The 24,575-nt window shown below is 43.7% G+C and carries 23 protein-coding genes, 1 pseudogene and 1 riboswitch; of the genes and pseudogenes, 15 read left to right on the forward strand and 9 right to left on the reverse strand.

The features are described from left to right. The first annotated feature begins 186 nt into the window (after positions 1–186). From GLO7428_RS26680 to GLO7428_RS11805, 3 genes are all read left to right on the forward strand, one after another. On the forward strand, positions 187–303 hold the full coding sequence (locus GLO7428_RS26680; RefSeq protein ID WP_015188773.1) for a photosystem II reaction center protein I: 117 nt from the start codon (positions 187–189) through the stop codon (positions 301–303). Between the two features lie 122 nt (positions 304–425). Further along, a complete protein-coding gene (locus GLO7428_RS11800; RefSeq protein WP_015188774.1) occupies positions 426–2,663 on the forward strand; it encodes a DUF3769 domain-containing protein in 2,238 nt (745 codons plus the stop codon). A 33-nt stretch (positions 2,664–2,696) separates the two neighbouring features. Continuing rightward, positions 2,697–2,761: riboswitch (Fluoride riboswitch) on the forward strand. An 88-nt stretch (positions 2,762–2,849) separates the two neighbouring features. Next, a complete protein-coding gene (locus GLO7428_RS11805) occupies positions 2,850–4,463 on the forward strand; it encodes a sodium:proton antiporter (protein ID WP_015188775.1) in 1,614 nt (537 codons plus the stop codon). Between the two features lie 43 nt (positions 4,464–4,506). Here GLO7428_RS11805 and GLO7428_RS11810 read toward each other — a convergent pair whose 3' ends face one another. Both GLO7428_RS11810 and GLO7428_RS11815 read right to left on the reverse strand, forming a co-directional pair. After that, positions 4,507–5,991, reverse strand: a complete 1,485-nt coding sequence (locus GLO7428_RS11810) for a hypothetical protein (RefSeq protein WP_015188776.1) — start codon at positions 5,989–5,991, stop codon at positions 4,507–4,509. 192 nt (positions 5,992–6,183) lie between these two features. Further along, complete coding sequence (locus tag GLO7428_RS11815; protein WP_196797504.1) at positions 6,184–6,705, reverse strand: SMI1/KNR4 family protein; 522 nt, start codon at positions 6,703–6,705, stop codon at positions 6,184–6,186. Between the two features lie 223 nt (positions 6,706–6,928). On the opposite strand from GLO7428_RS11815, the gene GLO7428_RS11820 reads away from it, so the two are divergent. From GLO7428_RS11820 to GLO7428_RS11835, 3 genes and pseudogenes are all read left to right on the forward strand, one after another. Further along, positions 6,929–10,168: an alpha-mannosidase gene (locus tag GLO7428_RS11820; RefSeq protein ID WP_015188778.1), complete on the forward strand. Its 3,240-nt coding sequence runs from the start codon at positions 6,929–6,931 to the stop codon at positions 10,166–10,168. A gap of 243 nt (positions 10,169–10,411) precedes the next feature. Next, a pseudogene (locus GLO7428_RS29015) lies at positions 10,412–11,499 on the forward strand (ISAs1 family transposase). 131 nt (positions 11,500–11,630) lie between these two features. Next, the gene (locus GLO7428_RS11835; RefSeq protein WP_015188779.1) at positions 11,631–12,650 is read left to right on the forward strand and encodes an AraC family transcriptional regulator; all 1,020 of its coding nucleotides are present in this window, start codon (positions 11,631–11,633) and stop codon (positions 12,648–12,650) included. 10 nt (positions 12,651–12,660) lie between these two features. Here GLO7428_RS11835 and GLO7428_RS11840 read toward each other — a convergent pair whose 3' ends face one another. Continuing rightward, positions 12,661–13,539: a hypothetical protein gene (locus GLO7428_RS11840; RefSeq protein ID WP_015188780.1), complete on the reverse strand. Its 879-nt coding sequence runs from the start codon at positions 13,537–13,539 to the stop codon at positions 12,661–12,663. Between the two features lie 349 nt (positions 13,540–13,888). Here GLO7428_RS11840 and GLO7428_RS11845 point away from each other — a divergent pair, with 349 nt between their 5' ends. Continuing rightward, a complete protein-coding gene (locus GLO7428_RS11845; protein WP_015188781.1) occupies positions 13,889–14,167 on the forward strand; it encodes a BrnT family toxin in 279 nt (92 codons plus the stop codon). Further along, entirely contained in the window at positions 14,130–14,396 is a 267-nt protein-coding gene (locus tag GLO7428_RS11850; RefSeq protein WP_015188782.1) for a BrnA antitoxin family protein, read from the forward strand. Before GLO7428_RS11845 ends, GLO7428_RS11850 begins: the two co-directional genes overlap by 38 nt. 690 nt (positions 14,397–15,086) lie before the next feature. Here GLO7428_RS11850 and GLO7428_RS29470 read toward each other — a convergent pair. Then, on the reverse strand, positions 15,087–15,206 hold the full coding sequence (locus tag GLO7428_RS29470) for a BrnT family toxin (protein ID WP_015188784.1): 120 nt from the start codon (positions 15,204–15,206) through the stop codon (positions 15,087–15,089). 473 nt (positions 15,207–15,679) lie between these two features. Here GLO7428_RS29470 and GLO7428_RS11855 point away from each other — a divergent pair, with 473 nt between their 5' ends. Continuing rightward, entirely contained in the window at positions 15,680–18,355 is a 2,676-nt protein-coding gene (locus GLO7428_RS11855; protein WP_015188785.1) for a TonB-dependent siderophore receptor, read from the forward strand. A 39-nt stretch (positions 18,356–18,394) separates the two neighbouring features. Then, positions 18,395–19,393, forward strand: a complete 999-nt coding sequence (locus GLO7428_RS11860; RefSeq protein WP_015188786.1) for an iron-siderophore ABC transporter substrate-binding protein — start codon at positions 18,395–18,397, stop codon at positions 19,391–19,393. 270 nt (positions 19,394–19,663) lie between these two features. On the opposite strand, the gene GLO7428_RS29735 is transcribed toward GLO7428_RS11860, so the two are convergent. Continuing rightward, positions 19,664–19,768: a DUF4351 domain-containing protein gene (locus GLO7428_RS29735; protein WP_071882428.1), complete on the reverse strand. Its 105-nt coding sequence runs from the start codon at positions 19,766–19,768 to the stop codon at positions 19,664–19,666. Between the two features lie 151 nt (positions 19,769–19,919). On the opposite strand from GLO7428_RS29735, the gene GLO7428_RS11865 reads away from it, so the two are divergent. Beyond that, positions 19,920–20,132: a hypothetical protein gene (locus GLO7428_RS11865; RefSeq protein ID WP_015188787.1), complete on the forward strand. Its 213-nt coding sequence runs from the start codon at positions 19,920–19,922 to the stop codon at positions 20,130–20,132. 363 nt (positions 20,133–20,495) lie between these two features. Here GLO7428_RS11865 and GLO7428_RS11875 read toward each other — a convergent pair whose 3' ends face one another. After that, a complete protein-coding gene (locus GLO7428_RS11875) occupies positions 20,496–21,065 on the reverse strand; it encodes a Uma2 family endonuclease (protein ID WP_339366839.1) in 570 nt (189 codons plus the stop codon). 146 nt (positions 21,066–21,211) lie between these two features. Between GLO7428_RS11875 and GLO7428_RS11880 the strand changes: the two genes are divergently transcribed. Next, entirely contained in the window at positions 21,212–21,910 is a 699-nt protein-coding gene (locus GLO7428_RS11880) for a class I SAM-dependent methyltransferase (RefSeq protein ID WP_015188788.1), read from the forward strand. Between the two features lies 1 nt (position 21,911). Here GLO7428_RS11880 and psbN read toward each other — a convergent pair whose 3' ends face one another. Then, a complete protein-coding gene (psbN, locus tag GLO7428_RS11885) occupies positions 21,912–22,043 on the reverse strand; it encodes a photosystem II reaction center protein PsbN (RefSeq protein WP_015188789.1) in 132 nt (43 codons plus the stop codon). A gap of 86 nt (positions 22,044–22,129) precedes the next feature. Between psbN and psbH the strand changes: the two genes are divergently transcribed. The 3 genes from psbH to pth all read left to right on the forward strand — a co-directional run bounded on the left by psbH (position 22,130) and on the right by pth (position 23,441). Then, the gene (psbH, locus tag GLO7428_RS11890) at positions 22,130–22,339 is read left to right on the forward strand and encodes a photosystem II reaction center phosphoprotein PsbH (RefSeq protein ID WP_015188790.1); all 210 of its coding nucleotides are present in this window, start codon (positions 22,130–22,132) and stop codon (positions 22,337–22,339) included. Between the two features lie 155 nt (positions 22,340–22,494). Next, positions 22,495–22,767, forward strand: a complete 273-nt coding sequence (locus GLO7428_RS11895; protein ID WP_015188791.1) for a TatA/E family twin arginine-targeting protein translocase — start codon at positions 22,495–22,497, stop codon at positions 22,765–22,767. A 35-nt stretch (positions 22,768–22,802) separates the two neighbouring features. Further along, positions 22,803–23,441, forward strand: coding sequence for an aminoacyl-tRNA hydrolase (gene pth, locus GLO7428_RS11900; protein WP_015188792.1), 639 nt, complete (start codon positions 22,803–22,805; stop codon positions 23,439–23,441). Positions 23,442–23,577: 136 nt separating this feature from the next. On the opposite strand, the gene rpsU is transcribed toward pth, so the two are convergent. Together rpsU and GLO7428_RS11910 are read right to left on the reverse strand one after the other, a co-directional pair. Beyond that, positions 23,578–23,757, reverse strand: a complete 180-nt coding sequence (rpsU, locus tag GLO7428_RS11905; RefSeq protein ID WP_015188793.1) for a 30S ribosomal protein S21 — start codon at positions 23,755–23,757, stop codon at positions 23,578–23,580. Between the two features lie 235 nt (positions 23,758–23,992). After that, a complete protein-coding gene (locus GLO7428_RS11910) occupies positions 23,993–24,304 on the reverse strand; it encodes an RNA-binding protein (RefSeq protein ID WP_015188794.1) in 312 nt (103 codons plus the stop codon). Positions 24,305–24,575: the final 271 nt, after the last annotated feature.

Here is a 24,575-nt window from a genome sequence, read left to right on the forward strand (position 1 = left end):
ATCGCAATCGTTTAACCCTGACCTCTGACCCCTGCTATAGTGAAACCTTAACATCAAACTCACGTCAGAATTTGCAGGTAGTCAAACAATATCAACCAAAAAAAAAGGGACGACATTTGGGTATGATGAAAAGGACTATCTGCGCATTGCAGTTTCCTTTAGCTTCTCATACTTGGAGATAGTTTTATGTTGACTCTTAAAATTGTTGTCTATATAGTTGTTACCTTCTTCGTTGGTATATTTGTCTTTGGCTTTTTGTCCAATGACCCAGCACGTAACCCTGGTCGGCGGGATCTCGAATAACCACATACAAGATGCCGTAGACCAAAAGGCACAAGTTCAGTTGAATTTGTTTAATGCTGACGGGTTAAAAGTGCGCTTGAGGTTATGCACTGGGCTGTCTGTTTGCTTATTTTGACTCAAATATGACTCACGCAGTACCGCCCCCTGAACCGCACCATGTTGTCCATTTGTCGTCTACGGCAATTTCCCCTACTTCATCTTCGGTACCACCGCAATTAGCCGCAGCTAAAGACGCTACACTTTTGGGCGAAGTTTCGATTGGTTATCCAGTTGGACAAAATAATACTGCGCAAGAAGTTTCCTCTAGTCCAATTCCACCGTTGCAAGTTAGTGACGTTGAAAGTCGCAATCGCACGATCGCGAAGTTAAAAAAATTTGCCAGCGAGACAATTGCTCAAACACCAGAAAATAGTGTTAATAACTTAAGAACACTAGATTTTAGTGCACCAGCGACAGTAGCACCAGAAGCAGTACAAACGCCACCACCGGCACCAAGTCAACCTGCACCAGCATCAACAGGTGGCGATCGCATCATCGAGTTAAACTCAAATTATCAAGAATACGACGCCCAGCGGCAGATTGTCACAGCAGAAGGTGATGTTTTGCTGCGGTATGATGGCACGGTGTTAGATGCGGATCGCCTTCAGGTGAATTTGGAAAATCTCATCGGTGTCGGTGAAGGAAATGTTGCACTGACACGCGGACAACAAGTGATACGCGGCGATCGCTTTACTTACAACCTTGTTCAAGATACAGGAAATGTTCTGAATGCGAGTGGGGAAGTTTTTATTCCCACCGCAGGGGCAGATTTTACACCGAGTTTACCCACAGATGTCACCGCTGGAGGAATCGCGCCACGACCACTCAGCGATCGCATCACAGCCAATCAACCGCTACAACAAGTCACAAGCCCTGGTGGTGTAGGAATTACCGCAGGCTCAGATCGTGGATTTGGTGGCGTACCTTTACCACAACAAGGAGGCGAGATCCGCCGCTTGCGCGTTGAAGCAGACACAATTAACTTCGATCCTCAAGGTTGGCAAGCAACGAATGTCAGCATCACTAACGATCCGTTTTCGCCTCCAGAGTTAGAGTTACGCGCGGATACATTAACATTGACACGCGAGACACCCTCACGCGATCGCATCAGAACAACAGGACAACGCTTAGTTTTTGACCAAGGCTTCTCTATCCCAATTCCGCGCAACGAACAAGTGATTGACCGCAGACAACGGCAGGTGACTCCAGGATTAGTTAACTTGGGTTACGATAGCGAGGATCGCGGGGGACTATTTGTTGAACGCAGTTTCAATGTTATTGATAGCGAAGCCGTGCGAGTCAGTGTCACACCACAAGTTTTTGTGCAACAAGCGATAACCGAAAGTGGCGGTAATATTTTTAGCCCCGATCTCTTTGGCGTACGCGGTAGCTTAGATGCGACTTTAGGACCACAGACAATACTCACAGGTTCAGCAGTACTTCCAGGATTCACGGATATTGCAGATAACTTACGCGCTAGTTTGCGGCTGCGTACCCCCGTCAATCTTCTGGAAAGACCGCATGGCTTAACCGTAGAGTATAGTTATCGCGATCGCCTATATAACGGTTCCTTAGGCTATCAAACAGTACGTAGTAGCATCGGTGGAATTGTGACTTCGCCAGTGATTCCCATCGGAGACACCGGATTTAATCTTAGCTATCAAGCAGGGGCGCAATACATTACAGCCGATAGCGATCGCATTGATTTACTCGAACCGGATCGGGACAACAATCGCATATCATTAGGTCGCTTGCAAGGTAGTGCAGCACTCAGTCGTGGATTCTTGCTTTGGCAAGGAACTCCTTTACCCGCAACCGCAACCCAAGGATTACGTTATACACCTACGCCGATCGTTCCTTACGTGCAAGTATACGGTGGCGTGCGCGGTGATGCGAGTTTTTATAGTAATGGCGACCAACAAACTTTGTTAACCGGAACAATTGGCATTCAAGGGCAGTTTGGTAATTTCTCGCGACCGTATTTAGACTATACCGGCTTTAACCTGGCATATTCTCAAGGGATCTTGGGCGGTTCATCGCCGTTTTTATTTGATCGCACTGCTGACACAAAAATTCTATCCGCCGGAATCACGCAGCAAATTTATGGACCGTTTCGCCTTGGCGTGCAGACTTCGATTAATGTCGATACAGGTCAAGAACTTAGTACTGACTATTTTCTCGAATACAGTCGCCGTACTTATGGCGTTGTCCTTCGCTATAATCCAGCATTAGAGTTGGGTTCGCTGACTTTGAGAATTAGCGATTTTAATTGGGTTGGCGGTACAGATCCTTTCGCCGGTGATGTGCGATCGCCGTTTTAGGTGAAGTGCGAACAAAATTGTGTTATTCTTGCTTCTGAACTGGGTGATGGAGCTCACCCTAACCGCCTATTATTAAGGCTGATGGCTCCTACTATTCTGGTTTGCCAGAGGGTAGGGCTGTTGCTGTTAATGCTTCTCTTACTCCTTTGGGCAATGTAATGTTGTGATTTTCTGAAGGAGAAAGAAGTGTTAGCTAGCGCGCTGTGGATTTTATTCATGGGCTTTTTTGCGGGTCAACTTGCCCAACGATTAGGAGCGCCGCCCCTCATTGGTATGATCCTAGTCGGGATTGCGATCGGTCCGCAATTCGCAAATTTTATTAGTCCTGAAGTCTTAGATGCAGCCGATGACTTACGGCTAGTTGCAGTTACGATTATCTTGATGAAAGCAGGACTAGGATTAGACCGCGAAAAGCTAGCACAACAAGGAACCGTAGCATTACGTTTAGGATTTCTTCCCGCGTCAACTGAAGCAATAGTTATTGCTTTATTGTCGATGCTTCTATTCAACTTTGATTTTTTGACTGGTTTACTGTTGGGCTGTGTTGTCGGAGCCGAATCACCCGCAGTTATTGTACCAGGAATGTTGCGACTGAAGAGTTTGGGTTGGGGAGTCGCTAAAGGCATTCCCGATGCAATTTTGACAGGAAGTGCGCTGTCTGATGTTTTACTTTTGCTGATATTTAGCTTATTACTGAATTTTTTGGGACAACAAGGAAGTGAAGCCGTTACACTTTTTGGTGGTATTACATTATCTCCTTTACAACTTTTACCGTTTCAAATAATTCTAGAAATTGTTTTGGGATTAGCAGCAGGTTTTCTGTTTGCGCGCTTGTTGGTGCTTGTGTTAGTTAAGCAATGGACGCGCAATGTTGTTCAGGACATGATTATTGCAGCAGGTACAGCATTATTTCTCGTCATTTTTACCGCAGTATTTCCCTACTATTCTGGCTATCTTGCTGTTATGGCAATGGGGTTCTTTTTAATTGAATTCGATGCACCCCTAGCGCGTTTGATTCGTGGTGGATTTGACGCATTGTGGACAATAGCAGAGATTGTCTTATTTGTATTACTAGGAGCAACAATTCAATTGCAAGTATTAGGAAATATCTTACTGCCTGGATTGTTACTTTTAACACTTGGTTTAGTCGTTGGTCGGTCGCTTGGTTGGTATCTCTCAACTTTAGGTAGCAACTGGACTTGGCAAGAAAAGGTATTCTTACTTCCAGGAAATATGGCAAAGGCGACAGTACAAGCCGCAATTGGTGCATTACCTTTAGCCGCAGGAATTGAGGGTGGCGAAATTATTTTGGCGATCGCCGCGCTTTCGATCTTGACAACGGCTCCCATTGGTGCATGGGCAACGCAAGTGTTCGCACCCAAACTCTTAGAAAAAGGAGAAGTCGATCCGACCAAAGTTGCGGTTACAGGTCGTCCCGTGTTTCTAGCAGCGGTAGATACCTCCCCACTCGCAATTCAAGTCCTCCGCAAAGCGGCTGATTTAGCACGACGCAGCAACGGTGAAGTGATTGTGTTGTACGTTGATAACCTAGGAGATAAACACGCCGTAGACGAACTCCAAAGCCAAGCAAAACAGTTACTCGCAGATATTCGCCATGAGTTTCTCACGCAAACTGGTGCAGTTCCAGAGGCGATCGTCCAAGTTGCGCAAGCGCGTCAAGTCACAGATGTTGTGATCGGTAAACGGGGACACCGCACTTGGGAAGATGTCATTCTTGGTTCTGTGTCTCAAGCTGTTTTAGAAATGAGTCCGATTCCCGTGATTACAGTCGATAGCTAAATTGTCAGAGACACCAAATGTTAAGTTTTCCTTAGCTTTATCTCTAGCCTCTGATCTCCGACCTCTGATTCCTCTTTCTGATATCAAATCGCTTCAACCACTGCCAGAATTTGAATAACGATTTTTCTAGCCACAGCATAGCGCGGTCTAACCATTCGAGGACTTGCTCTAAAGGATGTTTGACATAACCTACAGCGATCGCACTAACATCGATCCACTCAGCAGTAGGATTAATTTGTGCGGGATGCGGTTGTGGTTTGGGTTCAGAAGCTACAGAAGCGATCGCATTCGTGTGCCTGACTTTTACTAACGCAGTTACTACATTGATTTTTGGCTTAAATCTTTGCCAACCGTTGATTAATTTTCTGCGCAGGGAATCACTTGTTTTATTCTCAGGAAGCGCTTTATCTGATGTTTGTGTTGATACTGTTGCTTGTACTTGGGCTTCTGATTCTACTTCACCAAATAAGTCACTCAGCGATAGCCAAGGATCTTCAATGGTATGTGATGCAGCAGGTAATTGAGACACAGGGCGATATGGTATTCTTTTAGGCTGCACCTTTCTATATTGCAAAGATTTTACTGGCGTATTTCTCCCTATTTTTGTGTTACTGCTACTTCCAAAAAAGAAATCAATTGCTGCCCAGATTAAAGCTTGAATTCGTAAAGTTTGGCTTGTAGAATTATCAGATTCAATATTGTTTTGATTCGTTGTATTTGCTAGTATAGTTGTGCTATTTAATTGGTTTTGCCAGTGTTGGGCGAGTGCAGAAGAATGCGATTCGATTTCGGCAAGAACGCGATCGAGCAAATTCAGCGGTTTTGCATAAGTCAGTAAATTACCTGGATTTGTCTTTCCGTTAAGTTGTGTTTGAACTTGGGAAGCATACGCTAAGCGCTGACAGCGCCAGTAGGTTGCGACTTCTCCCTCAATCGTGGCTTGTAGTTGTTCCTGCTGTTGTGGCGTAAAAACATTAAGAATTTCATTTTCAGTTGTCACTAAGACTAAGTTACGATTTGTAAGCTCAGTCGCAACTCCACGAATGACTCGTCGATTGTTCTTCAGTTTTGCAGCAATAGGTATCCACTCCACAGGTGAAGCGGTTGTGTCTTGGCGACTTGGGTGGAATAATTCTTTAGTCTGTTGGGCTAAATGAATGATTCGCGGCGAGAACCAAGCAAAGATAGTTGATTGGAGTTGCTGATCTCGCTGAGGTCGTGTAATTTCTTCAGTAGGCGTTTCAAATAGCTGCAATACTTGCTGAATGGGTGTATCTGCGCTAGGAGTTGGCGGGGAAGAATCTGGCTGAGATGCTTGTAGTTGTGGTGACGCTGGCTTGGGAGAAAACTTAAGCTTCCGTGTTGACTGAAATAAAGCGTAGAAAGGATACAAGACGGCTGGCGCTATCCAACTCGTAGCAAATTGAATTTGGCGAAAAGCGCGATCGCATTGTTCTGTAAACCGCCGCGATTGCTGGTGAATAAAATTGAAGAGTTTGCTTTGATAGCGACCAGAAGCCGAAGACATACTTTGGATTAGGTTAAGGGATTAAAAGTTACGCTCATTTAGCTTGGGTAATGGGTAATAAGTATTTTTTCCAATTACCAATGACCAGTCTTCTCGTTACGTTAATTGTCACCTACTGATTCAATGATCTGATTTTATCGAAAAGATGACCTCCACAGTGCCGCAAACTTATAGCAACTTAATCTCAGCAGTTTAACAATAGTCTGTAGAACTTCCCAATATTCCTAAAGAGTTATTATGTAATGTGTCGCTAAACCAGTACTCAGGTAAGCTTTTGTGGTTAACAATGCGATCAAACATTTTGAGTAACCATTCTTCAAATGAGAAAGCAATTGGAGACTCCTTCCATTTTGAAGATGGATAATCTTGATCGCAGTCCAAAACAGGATACTCATCTCCAACAAATGCTGTATCAAAAGCGCAAAAATCACCTGTGCTTACACGCCCCAAGTAGGCAAATGCAAGTATGGATGGATCTTCTGGATCATTAAATGGGCTGGAGGTTATACGTCTATAATGCCTATAGCTTAGCAATTCTCCAGTTCCAAAAATCTTAATTCCGGAACTCGCCCACCAAACATCATCTGAGCAAGCTTCTAATTCTTCACTATAAAACAGATGAGCGCCATTAGATCTCAGCAAAAATTCTCGATAACTGCGTGGAAGTGATAAATTTAATTCGCGTTCACATTTATTAATCTCCTCTTGCTGCACGCTGCTATTGAAATGACACTTGCAGTCGAGCGAAAACTCTCGGAAAATGTCATTTGCCAGATCCAGTGACTTACACAGCCAATCATACATAATCTGTCTTTGCTAGATTAAATCACTTCAGCGCAGCAGAAGCTAGAAATAAACATTTTTTCCCATTACCGATTACTAATTACCAGCCCTTAGGTAATGTGTAACATCTAAATGCTCCAATTTTATCGAAACGATGACTTCCACAGAACCTCAAACTTATAGCAACTTGATCTCAGCCGTGATTGCGAAACTTCGCGATCGCACTCAAGTCAATGTTCAAGCACGTTGGCGAATTTTAGATGAATCGCAAGCTGAAGTAAAACTTAATGCAAGAGAACACATTGCTTGGTCAGCGGGGCAAAAAGTACTGTGGTTAACCCAAAAATTTGTTATTCCCAATGATTTATCAGGGTATCCAATTGCAGGTTTAAGTTTGCGTTTAGCGCTTACCTGGTGGGCGGAAGCTGCACAAATCTATGTTAACGGTCAACTTGTCCAAGAAGGCGATTTATTTGATTGTTCAACGCGCGTATTGCTCAGTTCAGCAGCAACGCCAGGCGAAGAAATTACAGTAAGTTTACGCTTGGTAAGTCCAAATCACGATGCTGGGGCTTTAGTGCGATCGCTTTGTCTTTATGAATCTACCGACACCGCCTATCCTGAACCAGGCTTTATTGCGGATGAATTCGCGGTTTTACAGCAATACTTAGAAACCTTCTATCCTGAAAAATTATCAATCTTGGCGACAGCGCTTGCACAAATCGATTGGTCAATTCTACCCGACAAGCACGCATTTACAGAATCGCTACTCGCAATTCGTTCCTCAGTACAATACCTAGCACAAGAGATTAAGCAACGCCAAATTCAACTTCTCGGTCATGCACACCTTGATTTAGCTTGGTTATGGGCAATTAGCGACACTTGGGAAGCCGCACAACGGACATTTACTTCGGTTCTTAATCTTCAACAAGATTTCCCAGAATTGATATTTTGTCATTCTACGCCTGCGCTTTACGCCTGGATCGAAGAACATCGCCCAGATTTATTTGCAGCAATTCAACAACAAGTTAATAATGGACGCTGGGAAGTTGTGGGCGGATTGTGGGTAGAACCTGAACTGAATTTAGTCAGTGGCGAATCGATTGTACGTCAGCTATTATACGGTCAACGCTATGTTTTAGCTAAATTTGGTGCGATTTCTACAGTAGCGTGGCTACCCGATAGTTTTGGTTTTTGCGCTACGTTACCACAGTTTCTCCAGCAAGCCGGAATCGAGTATTTTGTCACGCAAAAGTTACTTTGGAACGATACGACAAAGTTTCCCTATGGTGCTTTTTGGTGGCGATCGTCTGATGGAAGCGCAATATTAAGTTTCATGTCTGCCCCGATAGGTGAAGGTATTGACCCGATTAAAATGGCGACTTATGCCTGCAACTGGGAACAGCAAACAAGTTTCAAAGCTTCACTCTGGCTTCCTGGAGTCGGCGATCACGGTGGTGGTCCGACTCGCGATATGTTAGAAGTCGCCCAAAAATGGCAAAACTCTCCCTTCTTCCCCCAACTGAGGTTTACCACAGCAGAAAAATATCTTCAGCAAATCCGCAATAGTTCTCAAATTGAAGAAGACACCTTTCGCCCCTCGCTCCTCGCTCCACTCTCCGAGAAGGGCAAAGCCCTACGCTCCTCACCCCTCCCTATCTGGCAAGATGAACTCTATCTCGAATTTCATCGCGGTTGTTACACTACCCACGCGGATCAAAAGCGTTGGAATCGCCGTTGTGAAGGATTACTATATCAAGCAGAATTGTTTGCCGCACTAGCTAATATCGCGACTGGCTTCGTTTATCCTCAAGCTCAATTAGAAGCTGCTTGGAAGAAAGTTTTATTTAACCAATTTCACGATATTCTCCCTGGTTCTTCAATTCCTGAAGTCTACGCCGAGGTTAACCCAACTTGGGAAGAAGTTGAACAAGTTACCGCAGAAATTACTCAGCAGTCGTTAAGTGCGATCGCATCTCAAATTAAATTACCGCCACCTCCGCATCCTGACGCTCAGCCTTTAGTTGTGTTTAATTCGCTCAACTGGCAACGTTCTGAAGTTGTGAGCGTGACACTACCTGATGCACAAGACTGGGTTGTTTGCGACTTATACGGAAATCAGCTACCTTGCCAAATTCTTGCTTCTCGATCACTATTATTTAGAGCTAAGGATATTCCTGCTACAGGTTATCGTGTTTTTTGGTTAGTAGCACTTAAGTTTATAGCTGCCTCTACCGATGTATTAAATAATACAACAAAAAATGAGCAAGAAAAAGGTAATAATACAAAAATTATATCAGGTGTTGAGTATTACTCTGGCAATAGAAAAAAAACTGAAGATTGGACGCTAGAAAATGAATTTTTACGGGTCATTCTTGATTGTGAGAACGGAAACTTAAAGAGTCTTGTTGATAAGACGTGCGATCGCGAGATATTGCATTCCGACGGAGGTAATCAATTACAAGGATTTACTGATAGCGATCAATATTGGGATGCATGGAACATTGACCCCAACTACGCACAGCATCCTTTACCGCCAGCGCAACTCAAATCAATTCAGTGGTTAGAGCAAGGAATCATTCAAAGTCGCATTCGCGTTGTGCGTCAACTCGGAGAATCAGAATTTTGTCAAGATTACGTCTTACAAGCGGGTTTACCGCTATTAAAAATAGAAACGACTGTCAACTGGCGATCGCGTCATGTTTTGGTAAAAGCAGCTTTTCCGTTCAACTTTGAAGCTGACTATGCAACTTATGAAATTCCTTGCGGTGCGATTCAGCGTACTACTAAACCAGAAACACCAGCAGAACAAGCTAAATGGGAAGTTCCCGCCCTACACTGGGCAGATTTGAGTGCTGATAATTACGGTGTCAGTTTACTGAATGATTGCAAATACGGCTACGATAGCCAACCTCATCAATTACGCCTGACTTTGTTACGTGGTGCAGAATGGCCAAACCCAGACGCAGATCGCGGAAATCATTACTTCACGTATGCGATTTATCCGCATCAAGGTAATTGGCAACAAGCGCAGACAGTACGACGCGGATATGAGCTAAATTATCCGCTACAAGTGATGTTAATGTCACCACAAGCTCAAGTTCCGCAAAATTTACCACCAGTAGGCTGTTTTCTCGATTTATCAGCAGATAACCTGATTTTGATGGCGTTTAAACAGTCAGAAGACAATTCGCAGCGATGGATTCTCCGCTGTTATGAATGTCATGGAGAACCAGCACAGTTAGATTTCAAAAGTGATTTAGATTTAGCGATCGGGGAAACTGTTGATTTATTAGAGCGGACAACATCTACTGTGCGATCGCCAATCTATAAAGTTTCTCCTTGGAAAATTTTCTCAATTACAGTGACTTACAATAAAGTGGCTAGTGATTAGTGACTAGTGACTAGAGTGGTTAGCAATTGGCAACTAACAACTCACAGGACTTACGCAGTTGAATCTATTTTGCTCCCCTAGCCCCAAACACAAAAGTTTCATCCTTATCTTCTCCCCCATGCATTGGGGGAGAGTGAGAGGGGGTGGGGGGAATCTGAGTTGAAGTCCCCCATGAGTGGGCAGGGCTGTTTCAAAGTGCATGGAGAAAAATTAGAGTGAGGTTGACCACATGGCAAGCTCGACATGGAACTGCTGGCATTGCTGAACACTGTTGCTGACCCCCGCGCCCCGCGAGGCAAACGTCACCCGCTCTCGCTGGTGCTGCTGATTATTCTGATGGGAACGATGCTCGGCTACTGGGGCTATCGTCCTTTGTCTGAGTTCATCAAGCACTATGGCGATGCCCTGCGAGCGCGACTCGGATTGAGTGATGAAGTGGAATTTCCCTCCTATTCCACCCTGCGGCGGGTGATGATGCAGCTTGATTTTGCTGAGTTTGCGGCGGTGTTTTCGCAGTGGGCAAAGCAGTTTGTCCCGCTCGATCCGGCTGCGGTTGTTGCCATTGACGGCAAAAGCATCAAAAGTACGGTCAGCGACTGCCACCAAAACACTCAAGCGTTTGTCAGTGTGGTTTCGCTCTTCAGCCACGAGTGCGGCTTTGTCTATCAGATGCAGGCGATGGACAATCACAACACCAGTGAACAAACCGTGGTGCAGCAGTTGCTCAAAACGCTGGCACTTGATGGGGTCGTGGTCACGATGGACGCACTGCACTGTCAAAAAAAACCTTAGCGCAAATCATCGAGCGGGGAGATGACTATCTGGTGTGCGCCAAGGCGAACCAACCGTACCTGTACCAGGCGATTGAGCAAGCTTGGCAGCAGGGTCACCCCTGGAGTTGCTACGACTACACACAGCACAGTCATGGTCGCACCGTGCATCGTCGGGTTCAGGTCTATCGCCCGTCGCAAGCGCTCCAATCGCACTGGAGCGGACTCGCGTCGCTGATTGTCGTCGAACGCTCGGGCACCCGAGCGCAGCAGCCCTTTTGCGAGCGGCAGTATTACATCAGTAGTTTGATCACCTGTGCGCACGGCTTTGCTCAACTGGTGCAGGGGCACTGGGGGATTGAGAATCGCTTGCATTGGATCAAGGATGTCTCGCTGGGTGAAGATGATGCACCCTACCTCGATAAGCGCGCTGCTGCCAACTGGTCAATCGTGCGGACCTTTTTCATCACCTTGGCAAGACGCTTGGGCTTTCATTCCATTGCCTCAGCGAAACGCCAGCTTGCCAACCAGTTTGAGCAGGTCTTTCTCTCTCTACAATGAAACAGCCCTGCCCATGAGTGGGGGATTTAGGGGGCAGGTGCGTAACTCCTAAACTCAATGAAAGTTGGGTTATTTAACCGGACGTGACATTAGTAAATAAAACCTTTTCTTAATTAGTAGGGATAGGAATAATGCCACTCGACACAGCACGGATCATTACTGAAGCTGAATATAATGCGATCTGGGAAGAAGCAAATGCGTGTGGTGAGGTTCTTTGGCAGTGGAATGATGTTGAACAACGACGGGCTATCCCAAAGCGATTAGGGCAAGGAGAAGAGTGGATTATTGATCTACATCCAGGACTAAGCATTCACATTGCCACCTATCAATATTGGCGTCCCTTGTGTCTAGACTATCATTACAACGGGGAGGGGATGCTGTTATCAAATTTCTATTTAGCGGGCGACCGCCGTATGATTAACCCAGGCATTCAGCTAGAAGAAGATCGCGAAGAAACTGCTGGTGAAACCTGTTTGTGCTACATCAAAGAAGTACGATCAATTGAATATTTCCCAGCCGAACAAATCCACAAAAGTGTAGGAATTAAGACGGATTTAGAACGATTGAAGTCGTTTGGAATGAATTGGGACAATACCTCGTCTCTGCTGCGATCGCTGATTGAGGGAAAATCGGCAAAAAACTTTCATCAATCTCTCAATCAAAGCACCCCCGCCATGCAACAGACTCTCCAACAAATGCTCAATTGTCCCTATCATGGTGTCATCAAACGCATGTACCTAGAAAGTAAGGTACTAGAACTATTAGTGTTACAGTTTCATCAATTGGCAGGACAGAATTCATACAATACAATCCCAAATTTTCGTCCCACAGATATCGAACGTCTGCATTTAGCAAAAGAAATTCTCCAGCGCGATCTAGATGGTCCTCCGTCACTACTCGACCTAGCAAGACAGGTGGGACTAAACGACTACAAATTAAAGCGAGGCTTTCGCTATCTTTTTGGCACAACAGTGTTTGGTTATTTGCAAACGTGTCGAATAAAGCAAGCACAGGAACTGTTATGCGATCGCGAGTTGAGTATTGCTGAGATTGCCCATCGCGTAGGATATGCGAGTGCGAGTCGGTTTTGTGATGCGTTTAAGCGGCATATGAACATGACACCTAGTGCTTATCGCCGTCGTCGAATTTGACCTTATTTGACTACAAAAGATCGCGTACTTCTGTAATTGTACTTGCCACAACAATGTTGCGTAAAATTTCCTGCAACTGGGCTAAATCAGATTGGGTAATCTGGGGCATTAATTCTAAGCCCTCAGTGCCAAATTTCACCTCTAAAATAGTTGCGATGTTAGCTAAAACTTCCTCTCGCCGTCCGCGTTCTTCACCGATACGCAGTCCGCGTTCTTCACCAATGCGGATACCACGTTGCTCAATTTCCTGATACCAAGGTGACTCACGTAACACAGCCATATCCCACCTCATAATCTCTTGCACTAACGTACTCTCTAGCACAAACGTCGCAAAAAATGCCAGTACCGTCTCGAGTTGATTTAACTGTTCGTCCGCACGTAAAATCTGCAATGCTTCTCTAATTGTAGACTCGTTCTCCCCGCCTTGAAGAATCGGCACAAAGGGTAACAACGAGGGTAACGGTTGGTTAAAGACAATATTGACATCAACTTCCCACAAATTAATCACGCGATAATCTTGATGGGCGCTGATTCCAGCAATATTTGAGGCAAATCTATTCGGTATTTGCTCATCATTGATTTTGAGAATGTTAATTAAGACTGGGTAAGTGGGTAAGTGATATTTCTCTTCGGCTAAGGCTGCATAGGCTCGCATCCGACGCGGCATTTGGGATGAAGGACGCAGTTGTAGTTCGTTGAGAACGAGAAATTCACCGTATTGTTGGCTGTCAACGCGGATTAACACGTCACTTTCTCGGCTAATCCACTGAAATTCGGAATTGAGAATTTCGCCAGCTTTGATCTCAGAAATCTGTGTTACCCATTGCACCCAGTTATCGGGGGAGAGACTGATTAACTTTTTGGTACTGACATCGGCGCGTTTTATCATTAGACCTCCTGCGTGAAGAGAATCGCGAATAAATTCGCTGCTAGATAAACCCTGTCCACCGACCTGGACTACGGGTAAGGCATGCCTTACCCTCTCAAAAGTCTTGATTTAGTGTACGAAGGTACACTTTGCTTGGGTAGCCCCGACTTCAGTCGGAGGGCATCTGTGATTCACATGCAAGAGGTCTATTGTCGAACTAAGTAAAGTACCCAATTCTCAACTAATTTCCAGATTTTCACTCATCTTAAATCTGTTCTGGCTGAATCTCAATGATATCTGATGGTGTGATTCAGCTTTGGATAGAATACGCAATAATAAGGAGAGCCTGATTAGCATTGCTTGAACTTTCATGCAGTTTGAGTGGAATGAAGCGAAAAATCTAGAGAATATCCGCAAACATGAGATTGATTTCGCAGATGTCCCTGAAATGTTTGATAATCCGATGCTAATTGAGCTAGACGATCGCTTTGATTACGGCGAAGACCGTTGGATCGGTATCGGTTTTCTCGGTAAAGGTATAGCGGTTGTTGTTTGGACAGAACGACAGAATGGCGTGATTCAGATCATTTCGGCACGAAGAGCAAATCGATATGAGCGGCAAAGACTTAAGCAATACCTCTCGTACTAATTGGGAAGCACTTGAGGCAATGGACGACGAAGGAATTGATTATTCTGATATTCCACCGTTGACGGAGGATTTTTTTGAGAAGGCAACTTTAAGAATTCCTGCCCCTCAAGCACAACGACTGGTTCAGATTGATCCAGATGTTCTGAAATGGTTTCAAGCTCAAAGCGGAGAATATAAAGCTTTAATCAACTCGGTTCTACGCCGTTACATAGAAAGTCGTGGTGAGTAGTCAGCAACATAACGTTGCGTAAGCCTTGGTGAGGTTTAAGCTGCCTCAAGAAGAAGTACATTTTGCCAATATCAACTCGCTGACTATAGGCGGCAACTAGCAAGCGTCCATTGCTTGACATACCAATAATCTTAAACCGATCCTCTTGGTCAGAGTGCGCTTCATCATAATAGATCTCCTGCATGAATTACAGATGCCCTTCGACTGAAGTCGGGGCTATATAAGCGAAGTGTGCCTTCGCACACTCAAGAGTAAGAGTTTTCTGAGTAAGACCAATTCGATAAATGAATGCTACAGATAAACCCCATCGCCTGCGGCACCTCCCCTTACTAAGGCTACCGTGTACACACAAGTAGTCGGATCTAGCAAAGTCCCTGACGAACCGCCCCCCAACCCACGCCAGTTGTCTCAACGGAGGACACCTCCGCACGACACTGGCTCCCCAAATTGGGGGACTTCTGAGCCAGTTCTACTTCAAAGTCCCCCACAAGTGGGGGATGCAAGGGGGCGAAAAAGCTTGGAACGAAGCCAGTCTAGACTTGTGTGTACACCGTAGCCTTACTAAGGGGAAACTAGGAGGGGTCTACCGATGATGTGTCGCCACAAAAAAGTGAATTGGTATAAGTCCAGGTCGGTGGACAGGGTTTGTCTAGTAGCGAATTTATTCGCGATTCTCTTCATGCAGGAGGTCTAATCCTCTAAATAGAGTGGATCGTAAAAAATAGTTGCTGCCTCATCAAAAGAAACCCCATGCTTTTTGAAGTTAATTTGAGCTTTTTGGTTGTCCCATTCAAACCGTAATAAATCCATCTACTCTAAAGCACTCTGAACCTTGATATTTACCTTATACCGCTATATCAGGTTTTTCATGGTGAGCCGTTTATGGTGTAGGGAACAATTTTGTGGCAGTTTTGATCTCACCTCAACCGTCTCCTTGAGCGATTGATTGCCCTTTGTTGTCGCACCATCACTAAAAAAATCCCGATCGGGCAGAAAAAAATCCGTTTGCGGCAACAATACCTTCTTCAAATCTTGTATTCTCAGCTTTATTGAGAAGTTTTCTTATTAGAAGCTAAATCAATGTGGAACTGATACTAATCTGTGAAGATGCACTTTGTTCTCACCCCTATCTGTCGCCGTTCCCCTTAGTAAGAGGAACTACAGGGGGTCTCTACTTAATGCATACATATCAAGAATTAGTGTGAGGTGTGAGGAAATATGTGGGGACGAGTCACGGATGACTTGTCGATTTCCGTAATATTGCCAGGTGTGTAGAGTAGCTAATGAAACTAAAGAATTTATTGCAACTTTTATTACTAACAAGTTCTGTTTGGCCGTGGGGTGCTGTGAGCGTAACGGCTCAAGAAGTAGCAAAGCTGGATCATGATAAAACTATTACATCTGTATTACGTAAATCTCGGTTAATTAGAGAGATTCCTCAAATTGGTGAAAGAGAGCGTCCTAGCACTAGCGCAATTATGTTAGTGCAGTCGCCAGCACCAACCAACCCCTCTTCCGTCCAGAGGGGTGTTATACAAGTGACGGGTGTACAAGCTAATCCCACTGCACAAGGTGTGGAGGTGATATTACAGACAACTCAAGGAGAACAACTGCAAATTACCAACCGCAGTACTGGAAATAACTTTATCGCAGATATACCTAATGCTCAATTGCGTTTATCCAATGGCGAGGCGTTCATATTTCGCTCGGAAAAACCAGTTGAGGGGATTACTGAGATAACGGTGACAAACCTTGATGCTAATACTATCAGGGTGACAGTAGCAGGTGAAACAGGTTTGCCAACAGTTGAGTTATTTGACAGTAACCAAGGGTTGATTTTTGGTTTGACACCTGCGACAACAGCAATGCAGCCACCACAGCAGCCTGAAGCTGAACAGCCAATGGGTGAAACACCACAAGAAGAACCAGCAGCGCAGGGTGATGAGCTGATTGAAATATTGGTAACGGGAGAGCAGGATGAGGGCTACAATCCTTCAGAGGCTTCGACAGCAACGCGAACCGACACGCCCCTGCGCGACATTCCCCAATCGATTCAAGTCGTACCACAGCAGGTCATTCGCGATCAGCAAGCGACCCGAGTAGAGGATGCTCTTAGAAATGTCCCTAGTGTCACTCAAGAGGGTGGATATTATTCATCAACAAGTAATTTTAGAATTCGTGGCTTTCGTACTGATGCAGAGAATGTTCTCAGGGATGGGTTGTTTGAGGGGGTGGGCAATGTTACTGGTCAAACGGTCGAAACTGATCTATTCAATATTGAGAGAGTAGAAGTTCTTCTAGGTCCAGCTTCAGTGCTGTATGGTTCCGCCGCTCCAGGTGGAACCATTAATCTTGTCACTAAACAGCCGCTGAGTGACCCCTTTTACCAGGTAGACGCAACAATCGGCAATTACAGTTTCTACAGGGGATTGGTTGATTTGTCAGGACCCTTAGATGATTCGAGATCAATTCTCTACAGACTAAATCTAGGCTATGAGAACTCCGGTAGTTTTATCGATTTTCTTGATAGAGAATCCTTGAGTATTTCACCAACATTGAGTTTCAGGCTCGGCGATCGCACAGAACTACTTGTAGAGGGAGAGTATGCCAGCATAGATACTGGATATTATCCTGGTCTACCTGCTATCGGCAGCATTCTGCCTAATCCGAATGGTGAAATTCCTCGCAATTTTAACCCTGTTGAACCTGGTGACGTTGTCCGAACAACTAACAGTAGAATTGGATATAGACTAGAACATCAATTCAGTGACAATTGGTTGTTACGCAATGCCTTCCGAGTCAGATTTTCGACATTGTATTCAGACACTGGTTTTCCTCTCAGCCTAGAAGATGATGAGCGAACTCTCAATCGTCTTCAGGAAATTAATGAAGGTGATGGCACAAACTATGTGTTGGCAACAAACCTCATTGGTAATTTCTTGACTGGCTCGATTCGACATCAATTGCTAGTTGGAGTTGATTGGAATAGAGATAATGCAACATACACACGAAGCAACAGGGGCATCAGTCCAATTGATGTGTTTAACCCTGTGTATAATCAACCGCGAACAGAACCTTTTGAAATTAGCTTTAGCGATGATTACGAAATCAATTCACTTGGGATTTATATCCAAGATCTAGTCAGCCTGACAGAGAATCTAAAATTATTACTCGGTTTGCGGTACGATACCCAAGATTACAACCTTCGCAGTCGAGTTGATGATTTCACACTTAGTCGGTTTGATAGTGCATTCTCCCCACGGGTCGGTATCGTCTATCAGCCAATTGAACCAATTTCACTCTATGCTAGTTATGCTCGTTCCTTTACTCCAGTATTGTTTGGAACTGCATTTGATGGCAGTCCATTTGAACCAGAGCGAGGGACTCAATATGAAGTGGGCGTTAAAGCAGATTTGAGCAATCAACTTTCAGCAACCCTTGCTTTCTATAACCTGACTCGCACTAACGTTCCTACGGATGATCCGGACAATATAGGCTTCTCTATCCAAACAGGTGAACAGCGCAGCCGAGGCATTGAACTTAATATTGGGGGTGAAATCTTACCTGGATGGAATATTATTGCTGGCTATGCCTATACTGATGCCCAAATCACACAAGACAACATTTTTCCCGTGGGTAATCGTTTAAATAATGTTCCAGAAAACTCATTCAACCTCTGGACAACCTATCAAATTCAACAAGGTGAATTACAAGGCTTAGGCTTAGGCTTAGGCTTATTTTATGTAGGCGATCGCCCAGGAGATTTATTCAATACCTTTACAGTGCCCAGCTATCTCCGCACCGATGCTGCAATTTTTTACCAACGAAACCAATTTCGTGCTGCGCTCAATTTCACGAATTTATTCAACGTGGACTATTTTGAAAGCGCTGACAGTGATTTTCAGGTAATTGTCGGTAGACCATTTACTGTTCGGGGAACAATCTCCTGGGAGTTTTGAGCTTGAATCGTTGGTATTAATTGGGAGAAAACATTTGCTATGAAGTTACGCAGCTTTGGATTATCCTCGCTTTGGTCTTTTCTAGTGGGAATTCTGATCGCATTCTTAGTCACTGCTTGCAGTAATCGCATTGTTCATTCTCCCAATCCTCAGCTTGTCAAACTTCCAACAGATAAATGTCGAATGGTGCAACACGCAATAGGGGAGACTTGCATTCCTCTCAATCCACAGCGAATTGTCATCATAGATGGTGATACTTTGTTTCATGCCCTAGCATTAAATATTAAGCCCATTGCAGTCTTTGCACCTGAAGCAGTATTGAATGTTTCATATGTTAAGGATAGGCTAAACGGAGTTGAAGCAATTCCAACCACTAGCAACAAACCAAATTTAGAAAAACTATTGTTGTTAAATCCCGACTTGATTATGGGTTATTCCGAATACATAAATCAAGAAAATTATGAACTGTTATCAAAAATCTCTCCCACAGTATCGTTGCCTTCGACAGAAACTTTATCTGGTTTACCTGACTGGAAAAAAATATTTCTTAATACGGCAACAATGTTCAAAAAAGTGGAGATTGCTAACCAATTAATAGACGAGTATAAACATCGTGCTGAGAAACTAAAACAGACAATTAATAATCATCAGCACAGTGAGCTTAGAGTTGCATATCTCGAAGCTTATGTTGGTTTATCATATCTTTCTCGCAGTGATTCTTTTGCTGGCGAGATACTTAGTGATGTTGGATTCCAGCTTCCTCCAGTCCCGCCACATACTGAATCATTTCAGGGTTTACTTCCAATTTCCGAGGAAGCCTTACCAGAAATTGATAGTGATGTTTTATTTATTGGGGCATACGGAGATGATAAATCAACCCTTGAGAAATTTCAGCAGAAACCTTTATGGTCTCACGTCAAGGCAGTTCAGAAAAATCAAGTATATGTTGTTAGTTTCATAGTTTGGCGAGGATACAATATACTTGCTGCTAATGCAGTACTAGATGACATTGAGAAATACTTAGTCAATACACCGTAAATTAATGTTCAAACTCACGTTATTTATCTGCAAATCCTACAATTTCAACAAAATCGTGTTTATCATGTAGACCCTGAAGTTTGGAGAGGTCGAAATCCATTTGCGGCTGATGCAGTTATTGATGACTTGTACAAATATTTAGTTAACGCACCTTAAACCTATGCCTAAACACATCTTGTTTGTTTACAAATTCTGTCACCCTTTTTCTAAAGACCAATCTGTTGAGGAAATATGAAAAGGGGTAAACAAAAAGGCGATGCAACCTCATCATCAGCGCGATCTTTCATCCAACCAAGCCTGTAAATCATCCACACTCGTAAAATCCAACAATGCCTCACTCAACTGAGAAAGTGCTACAGCCTTAATAGATTTTATACAACTTTATATCAAAAGTAATAAAGGAAATGCAATTTGGAAACAGATTCCTGAAATCTTATAGTCTGCTATTTTTGCCCAAATTCCCCTATCAAAAACTGAAGTTAGGTACGATGAATATATAATTTAACTTTGATTAACAGGTATAAGTGTGGAAATTCAAGAATTAAAAGCATTGATTAAAGAGACTATGCGCGAAGTTTTAAAAGAAGAAAGATTTCACCTGTGTCAAATTCTAATACCTTACGTAAGCGATGAAGAACAGTGCGAACTTGAAGCCGAATTTGGTGTACCTTCTTTATATGCGGATGATGAAGTAATTGATATGACTGATTGGCTAAAAAATGGCAATAAAGTTTCGTAAGCAAGGAATTAAGTTTTTACAAAAAGCAAATCTCGAAGATGTTGAAAATATTCGCGAACAACTCAAAAAATTGTTATTGCTATTGAAGAACAAGGAATTATCCCCTTTACAGAACTAGATATCAAAAAAATGAAAGGTGATTGGGAGGGATTTTACAGATTACGTATAGGTAAAAATAGGATTATTTTTACAGTCGATATTGAATCCAAAGATATCGAAATTTATGCAATTGGTGCGAGAGGAGATATTTATAAAAAATAAATAGCTATGTATTACCCCAATTATGGGTAGTATTTTTATCTTTGGATATGAGTTTAATATCTTAGAAAAAAGCACTCCTCTATCAGTTATCAATTTTACTGTTCACTGATGTAATCGCAATTCACCAAATCGTTCGCGATAGCGGGCAAGCTGTTCTTCGGATGTCAAATATCGCCGTCCCTGTTGGTTATACCAGTAAAGCGCCTCTCGCCGTATATCTCCATCTTGATAGGGATGTCTGCCAATTCCCAAACCAACTTCTGGCATCCAGTAAGGTTCACCAATTTGAAGTTCATATGCGTCATGCACCAAACGATAAACCTCAAACGGTTGATGTTGATCGCGTCGCCAATATTGAGGGTTGTAAATTACGTAATACACCACCCCCAATCGGGCATAGGTATCCATTTTTGGATCGTATTCGCCACCTGGCGTCAGAGAGACAACCTCCAGCACGAAGCATGGTACAACTTCCTCCTCCCAAACCACATAGCTTTTGCGCGATTGCCCTCCCTTATGCCGCTCAACCCCCAAACTCAGAAACCGATCTGGCACAATCGGCACCAGGGGATTGATCCCAGTCGTATGGTAAACCCCCATCTCCACGCCAAAAAACCAGTCATTGCGGTCTGCCCAAATGAACTTGAGTAAGAACAGCAGAATATTAGGAATTAAATTTTAGTCTTCATTATCCACAGGGGTGTCATCAGAACAGGGAAGCTCATCGCTGCTCGGCAGGTGAAGCCATCGATTAGACTGTACCATCGCCAACACCACCCTTGAGAGAATTAGTATCTTTATTGTAAGAGCACACCACTATGTCAAACAAAACCCTAGATCTCACCGATGCCGCTGGAGAACTCCAACCTAATCTCTACGAATACTTGCTCTCTGTTTCCCTACGCGAAACTGAAATTTTGTCCCAACTGCGGCAAGAAACCGCCCAACATCCTGAAGGCGATATGCAAATTTCTCCTGATCAAGGACAGTTTATGGCATTGCTGGTGCAGCTTATTGGAGCCAAGAAAACGCTAGAAATCGGTACATTCACGGGATACAGCACGCTGTGGTTGGCACTGGCGTTACCCGAAGATGGAATTGTAGTTACCTGTGATATAAGTGAAGAGGATACCGCGATCGCGCGTCGCTACTGGCAAGCCGCAGGTGTCACGCATAAAATTGACTTGCACATTGCACCTGCGATCGAAACGCTGGATCAACTGCTATTGGATGGACAGGCAGAAACCTTTGATTTTGTCTTTATTGATGCTGATAAAGTCGAGTACAAAGATTATTATGAGAAATCCCTGCAACTCATCCGTCCAGGTGGATTGATCGCGATTGATAATGTGCTTTGGTGTGGCAGAGTCATCGATCCTGATTTTGATGATGAGTGTACGATCGCAATTCGCGAGTTGAATCAATTCCTGCATCGCGATCAGCGAGTCGCACTGAGTTTAGTAGCGATCGCTGATGGATTGACACTCGCGCTCAAACGTCCTCTAAACCAAGCGTGATTTAATCCTCGTGGTCTTCAAAAGGATCGCTCAACTCCTTAGAAGGAGGACCAAATGAAGTATAGATCGACAACGCTGTAATCGCGATAACGATGGCGGCGAGAGAAATGCTAAGAACTGTTGCGGGTTCCATAGGCTAGATTAAAATTATGAGTGCTATTCCTATAGAATATTACAGAAGATTAAAAAATGCTGTTGCAACGAATCTTAAGGTGACTCATGGCACAACGGACTTGGTTGGGAGATATTCTCAAACCCTTGAATTCTGAATATGGTAAAGTGACCCGTGGTTGGGGAACAACGCCATTGATGGCAGTATTTATGGTGTTATTTTTCGTATTCCTGTTGATTATTCTGCAAATCTACAACTCTTCTCTACTCTTTGAAAGACCAGATATTTCTCCAGATTGGACAAACATAGGTGGCTAATTCCTCTTGTCACAAAGCGGGAAACACCCATTTAATCCCGGTTCAACCGGGTTTTTTTTTGAAGTTTTATACTGGATGGGTAGTGAGTGACTGGTAAAATCAGGCATATTGCCCAAAAGAGGAGTCCTGGTTTTTAAACAAAGGAGAACTGAAGCGTGAATATTTTTGGAATTGGTTTGCCAGAAATGGCTGTGATCATGATTGTGGCGCTGTTAATCTTTGGTCCTAAAAAGCTACCAGAGATTGGTCGTAGCATGGGTAAAGCAGTGCGTGGATTTCAAGAAGCTTCTAAAGAATTTGAAAATGAATTCAAGCGCGAAGCTGAACAAATTGAGCAAGCTGTACAGACAACCGCACAACTAGAACCCAAGCAAATCGCTGCGGCTGAAGCTTCAGAAAATAACACAACTTCGTCGCCACAAAGTTAAGCTTTGGATTTCAGACGAATACAAACAAGCTAGTCATGACAAAAGCGACTCCACAATCAGTGGTTATCCCGCAACTGATTGTCGGATTGGGAAATCCAGAACCAAAATACGAACAAACTCGACATAACATCGGCTTTGCGGCTGTAGACGCTTTAGCACGTTCCTGGAAAATGCCCCTGTCAGAAAATCGTAAGTTTCAGGGAGAATTTGGCGAAGGCGTCAGCCCAAACCGTGAAAAAATTCGCTTACTTAAGCCGCTAACTTACATGAATAATTCAGGACAGGCAATTCGTGCGGTTGTTGATTGGTTTAAACTGCCTCCTGAGTCAATTTTAGTTATTTATGATGATATGGATTTACCTGTCGGAAAAATCCGGTTGCGTTTATCCGGTTCGGCGGGGGGACATAATGGCATGAAAAGCGCGATCGCGCATCTCGGTACGCAAAATTTTCCTCGTCTACGGATTGGCATTGGCAAGCCAGAACAAGCTGTCAGCAATAACGGTAAAACAATTTCTCATGTTTTAGGACGATTCTCTCCAACAGAAAATCAAGTTGTCACTAAGCTTCTACCCTTAGTAGTTGACTGTGTTGAACTGTGTTTAAAGCAGGGAGTAGAAAAAGCAATGAATCGCTATAACACTGTTGATCTTGCTGCGACGCAAGATTCTTAGCTTACTCAATAAAAGCGAAAACGGACTTTGTGATCGCAAAATCCGTTTTTTTCACTTACAGTAATGAATACTTTTGATGTTTTCCCAGTGGCTTACTGAATTCAATGAAGTCAAGCACGACTGGTAACAAAACATCTTATCTAAAACGTCTCTTCCGCCGCGCTGCTACTGCTTTACGCTTACGCTTTTCTTGCGGTGTTTCAAAATGCCGATGATATTTCACATCTGCGAGAATGCCAGCTTTTGAAACTTGGCGCTTAAATCGCCGCAAAGCTGAATCAATACCTTCATTTTCTCCTAGAACCACTTGGGTCATTATTGCTCCTTTCTGAATACAACTAATCTAATTGTAATGCGGCTTTAGGTTGATCTAAAAGTACAGTTTAAACATAGCTTAGAGGTCAGTTATAGAGCAGAGAAAGCAAAGGAAGCTATAGCCCTGAGAAGTACTTTAGAGCAAGAACTCATAAGACTCAGGGAAGTTATTGTATTGATACACTAGCCTCTAGTTCTGCTCTAGTCACTAACCACCAGCCCCCACTCACTCTTACTTAATAACGTCCCCGCGAGAACTTACCGTTGCTGCTACCACGATTGTCACGATAACGATTGCCTTTGTCTTCACGCGGCTTTGCTTTATTAACTTTCAAGCTACGTCCCATCCATTCAGCACCATCTAAAGCCTCAATCGCTGCGGTTTCTTCGGCTTCAGAAGACATTTCCACAAAACAAAAACCACGCGGACGACCGGTTTCGCGATCGGTGGGAACTTGAACTTGTTTGACGTTGCCGTACTCTCCAAAAACTGCAAGGATATCTTCTTGGGTAACTTGGTAGGATAAATTACCTACGTAGATCGACATTCAATATCTCCAAAAATCAATTTCGTTTGTAAAGCTCCAGTTTCGGAGATATGCCTGTCAACACAGAAAACGTTCTGTAGCAAAAACAAAGCTTTCAACCGAATCTGACTCACGGCTGCTAATTTAACACAAAATTTAGCGTGAGGGGTACGGAATAAAGCATAAGAGCAATTCAAATTTACAATGTAGTCGAGGTCAGGGTTCAGAGGTCGGAGGTCAGGGATAAAAGCTATTCATAGCAATGCTTTTGGATCGGAATATCCTCACTTTC

It is taken from the genome of Gloeocapsa sp. PCC 7428 (assembly GCF_000317555.1).
Classification (GTDB): Bacteria; Cyanobacteriota; Cyanobacteriia; order Cyanobacteriales; family Chroococcidiopsidaceae; genus Chroogloeocystis.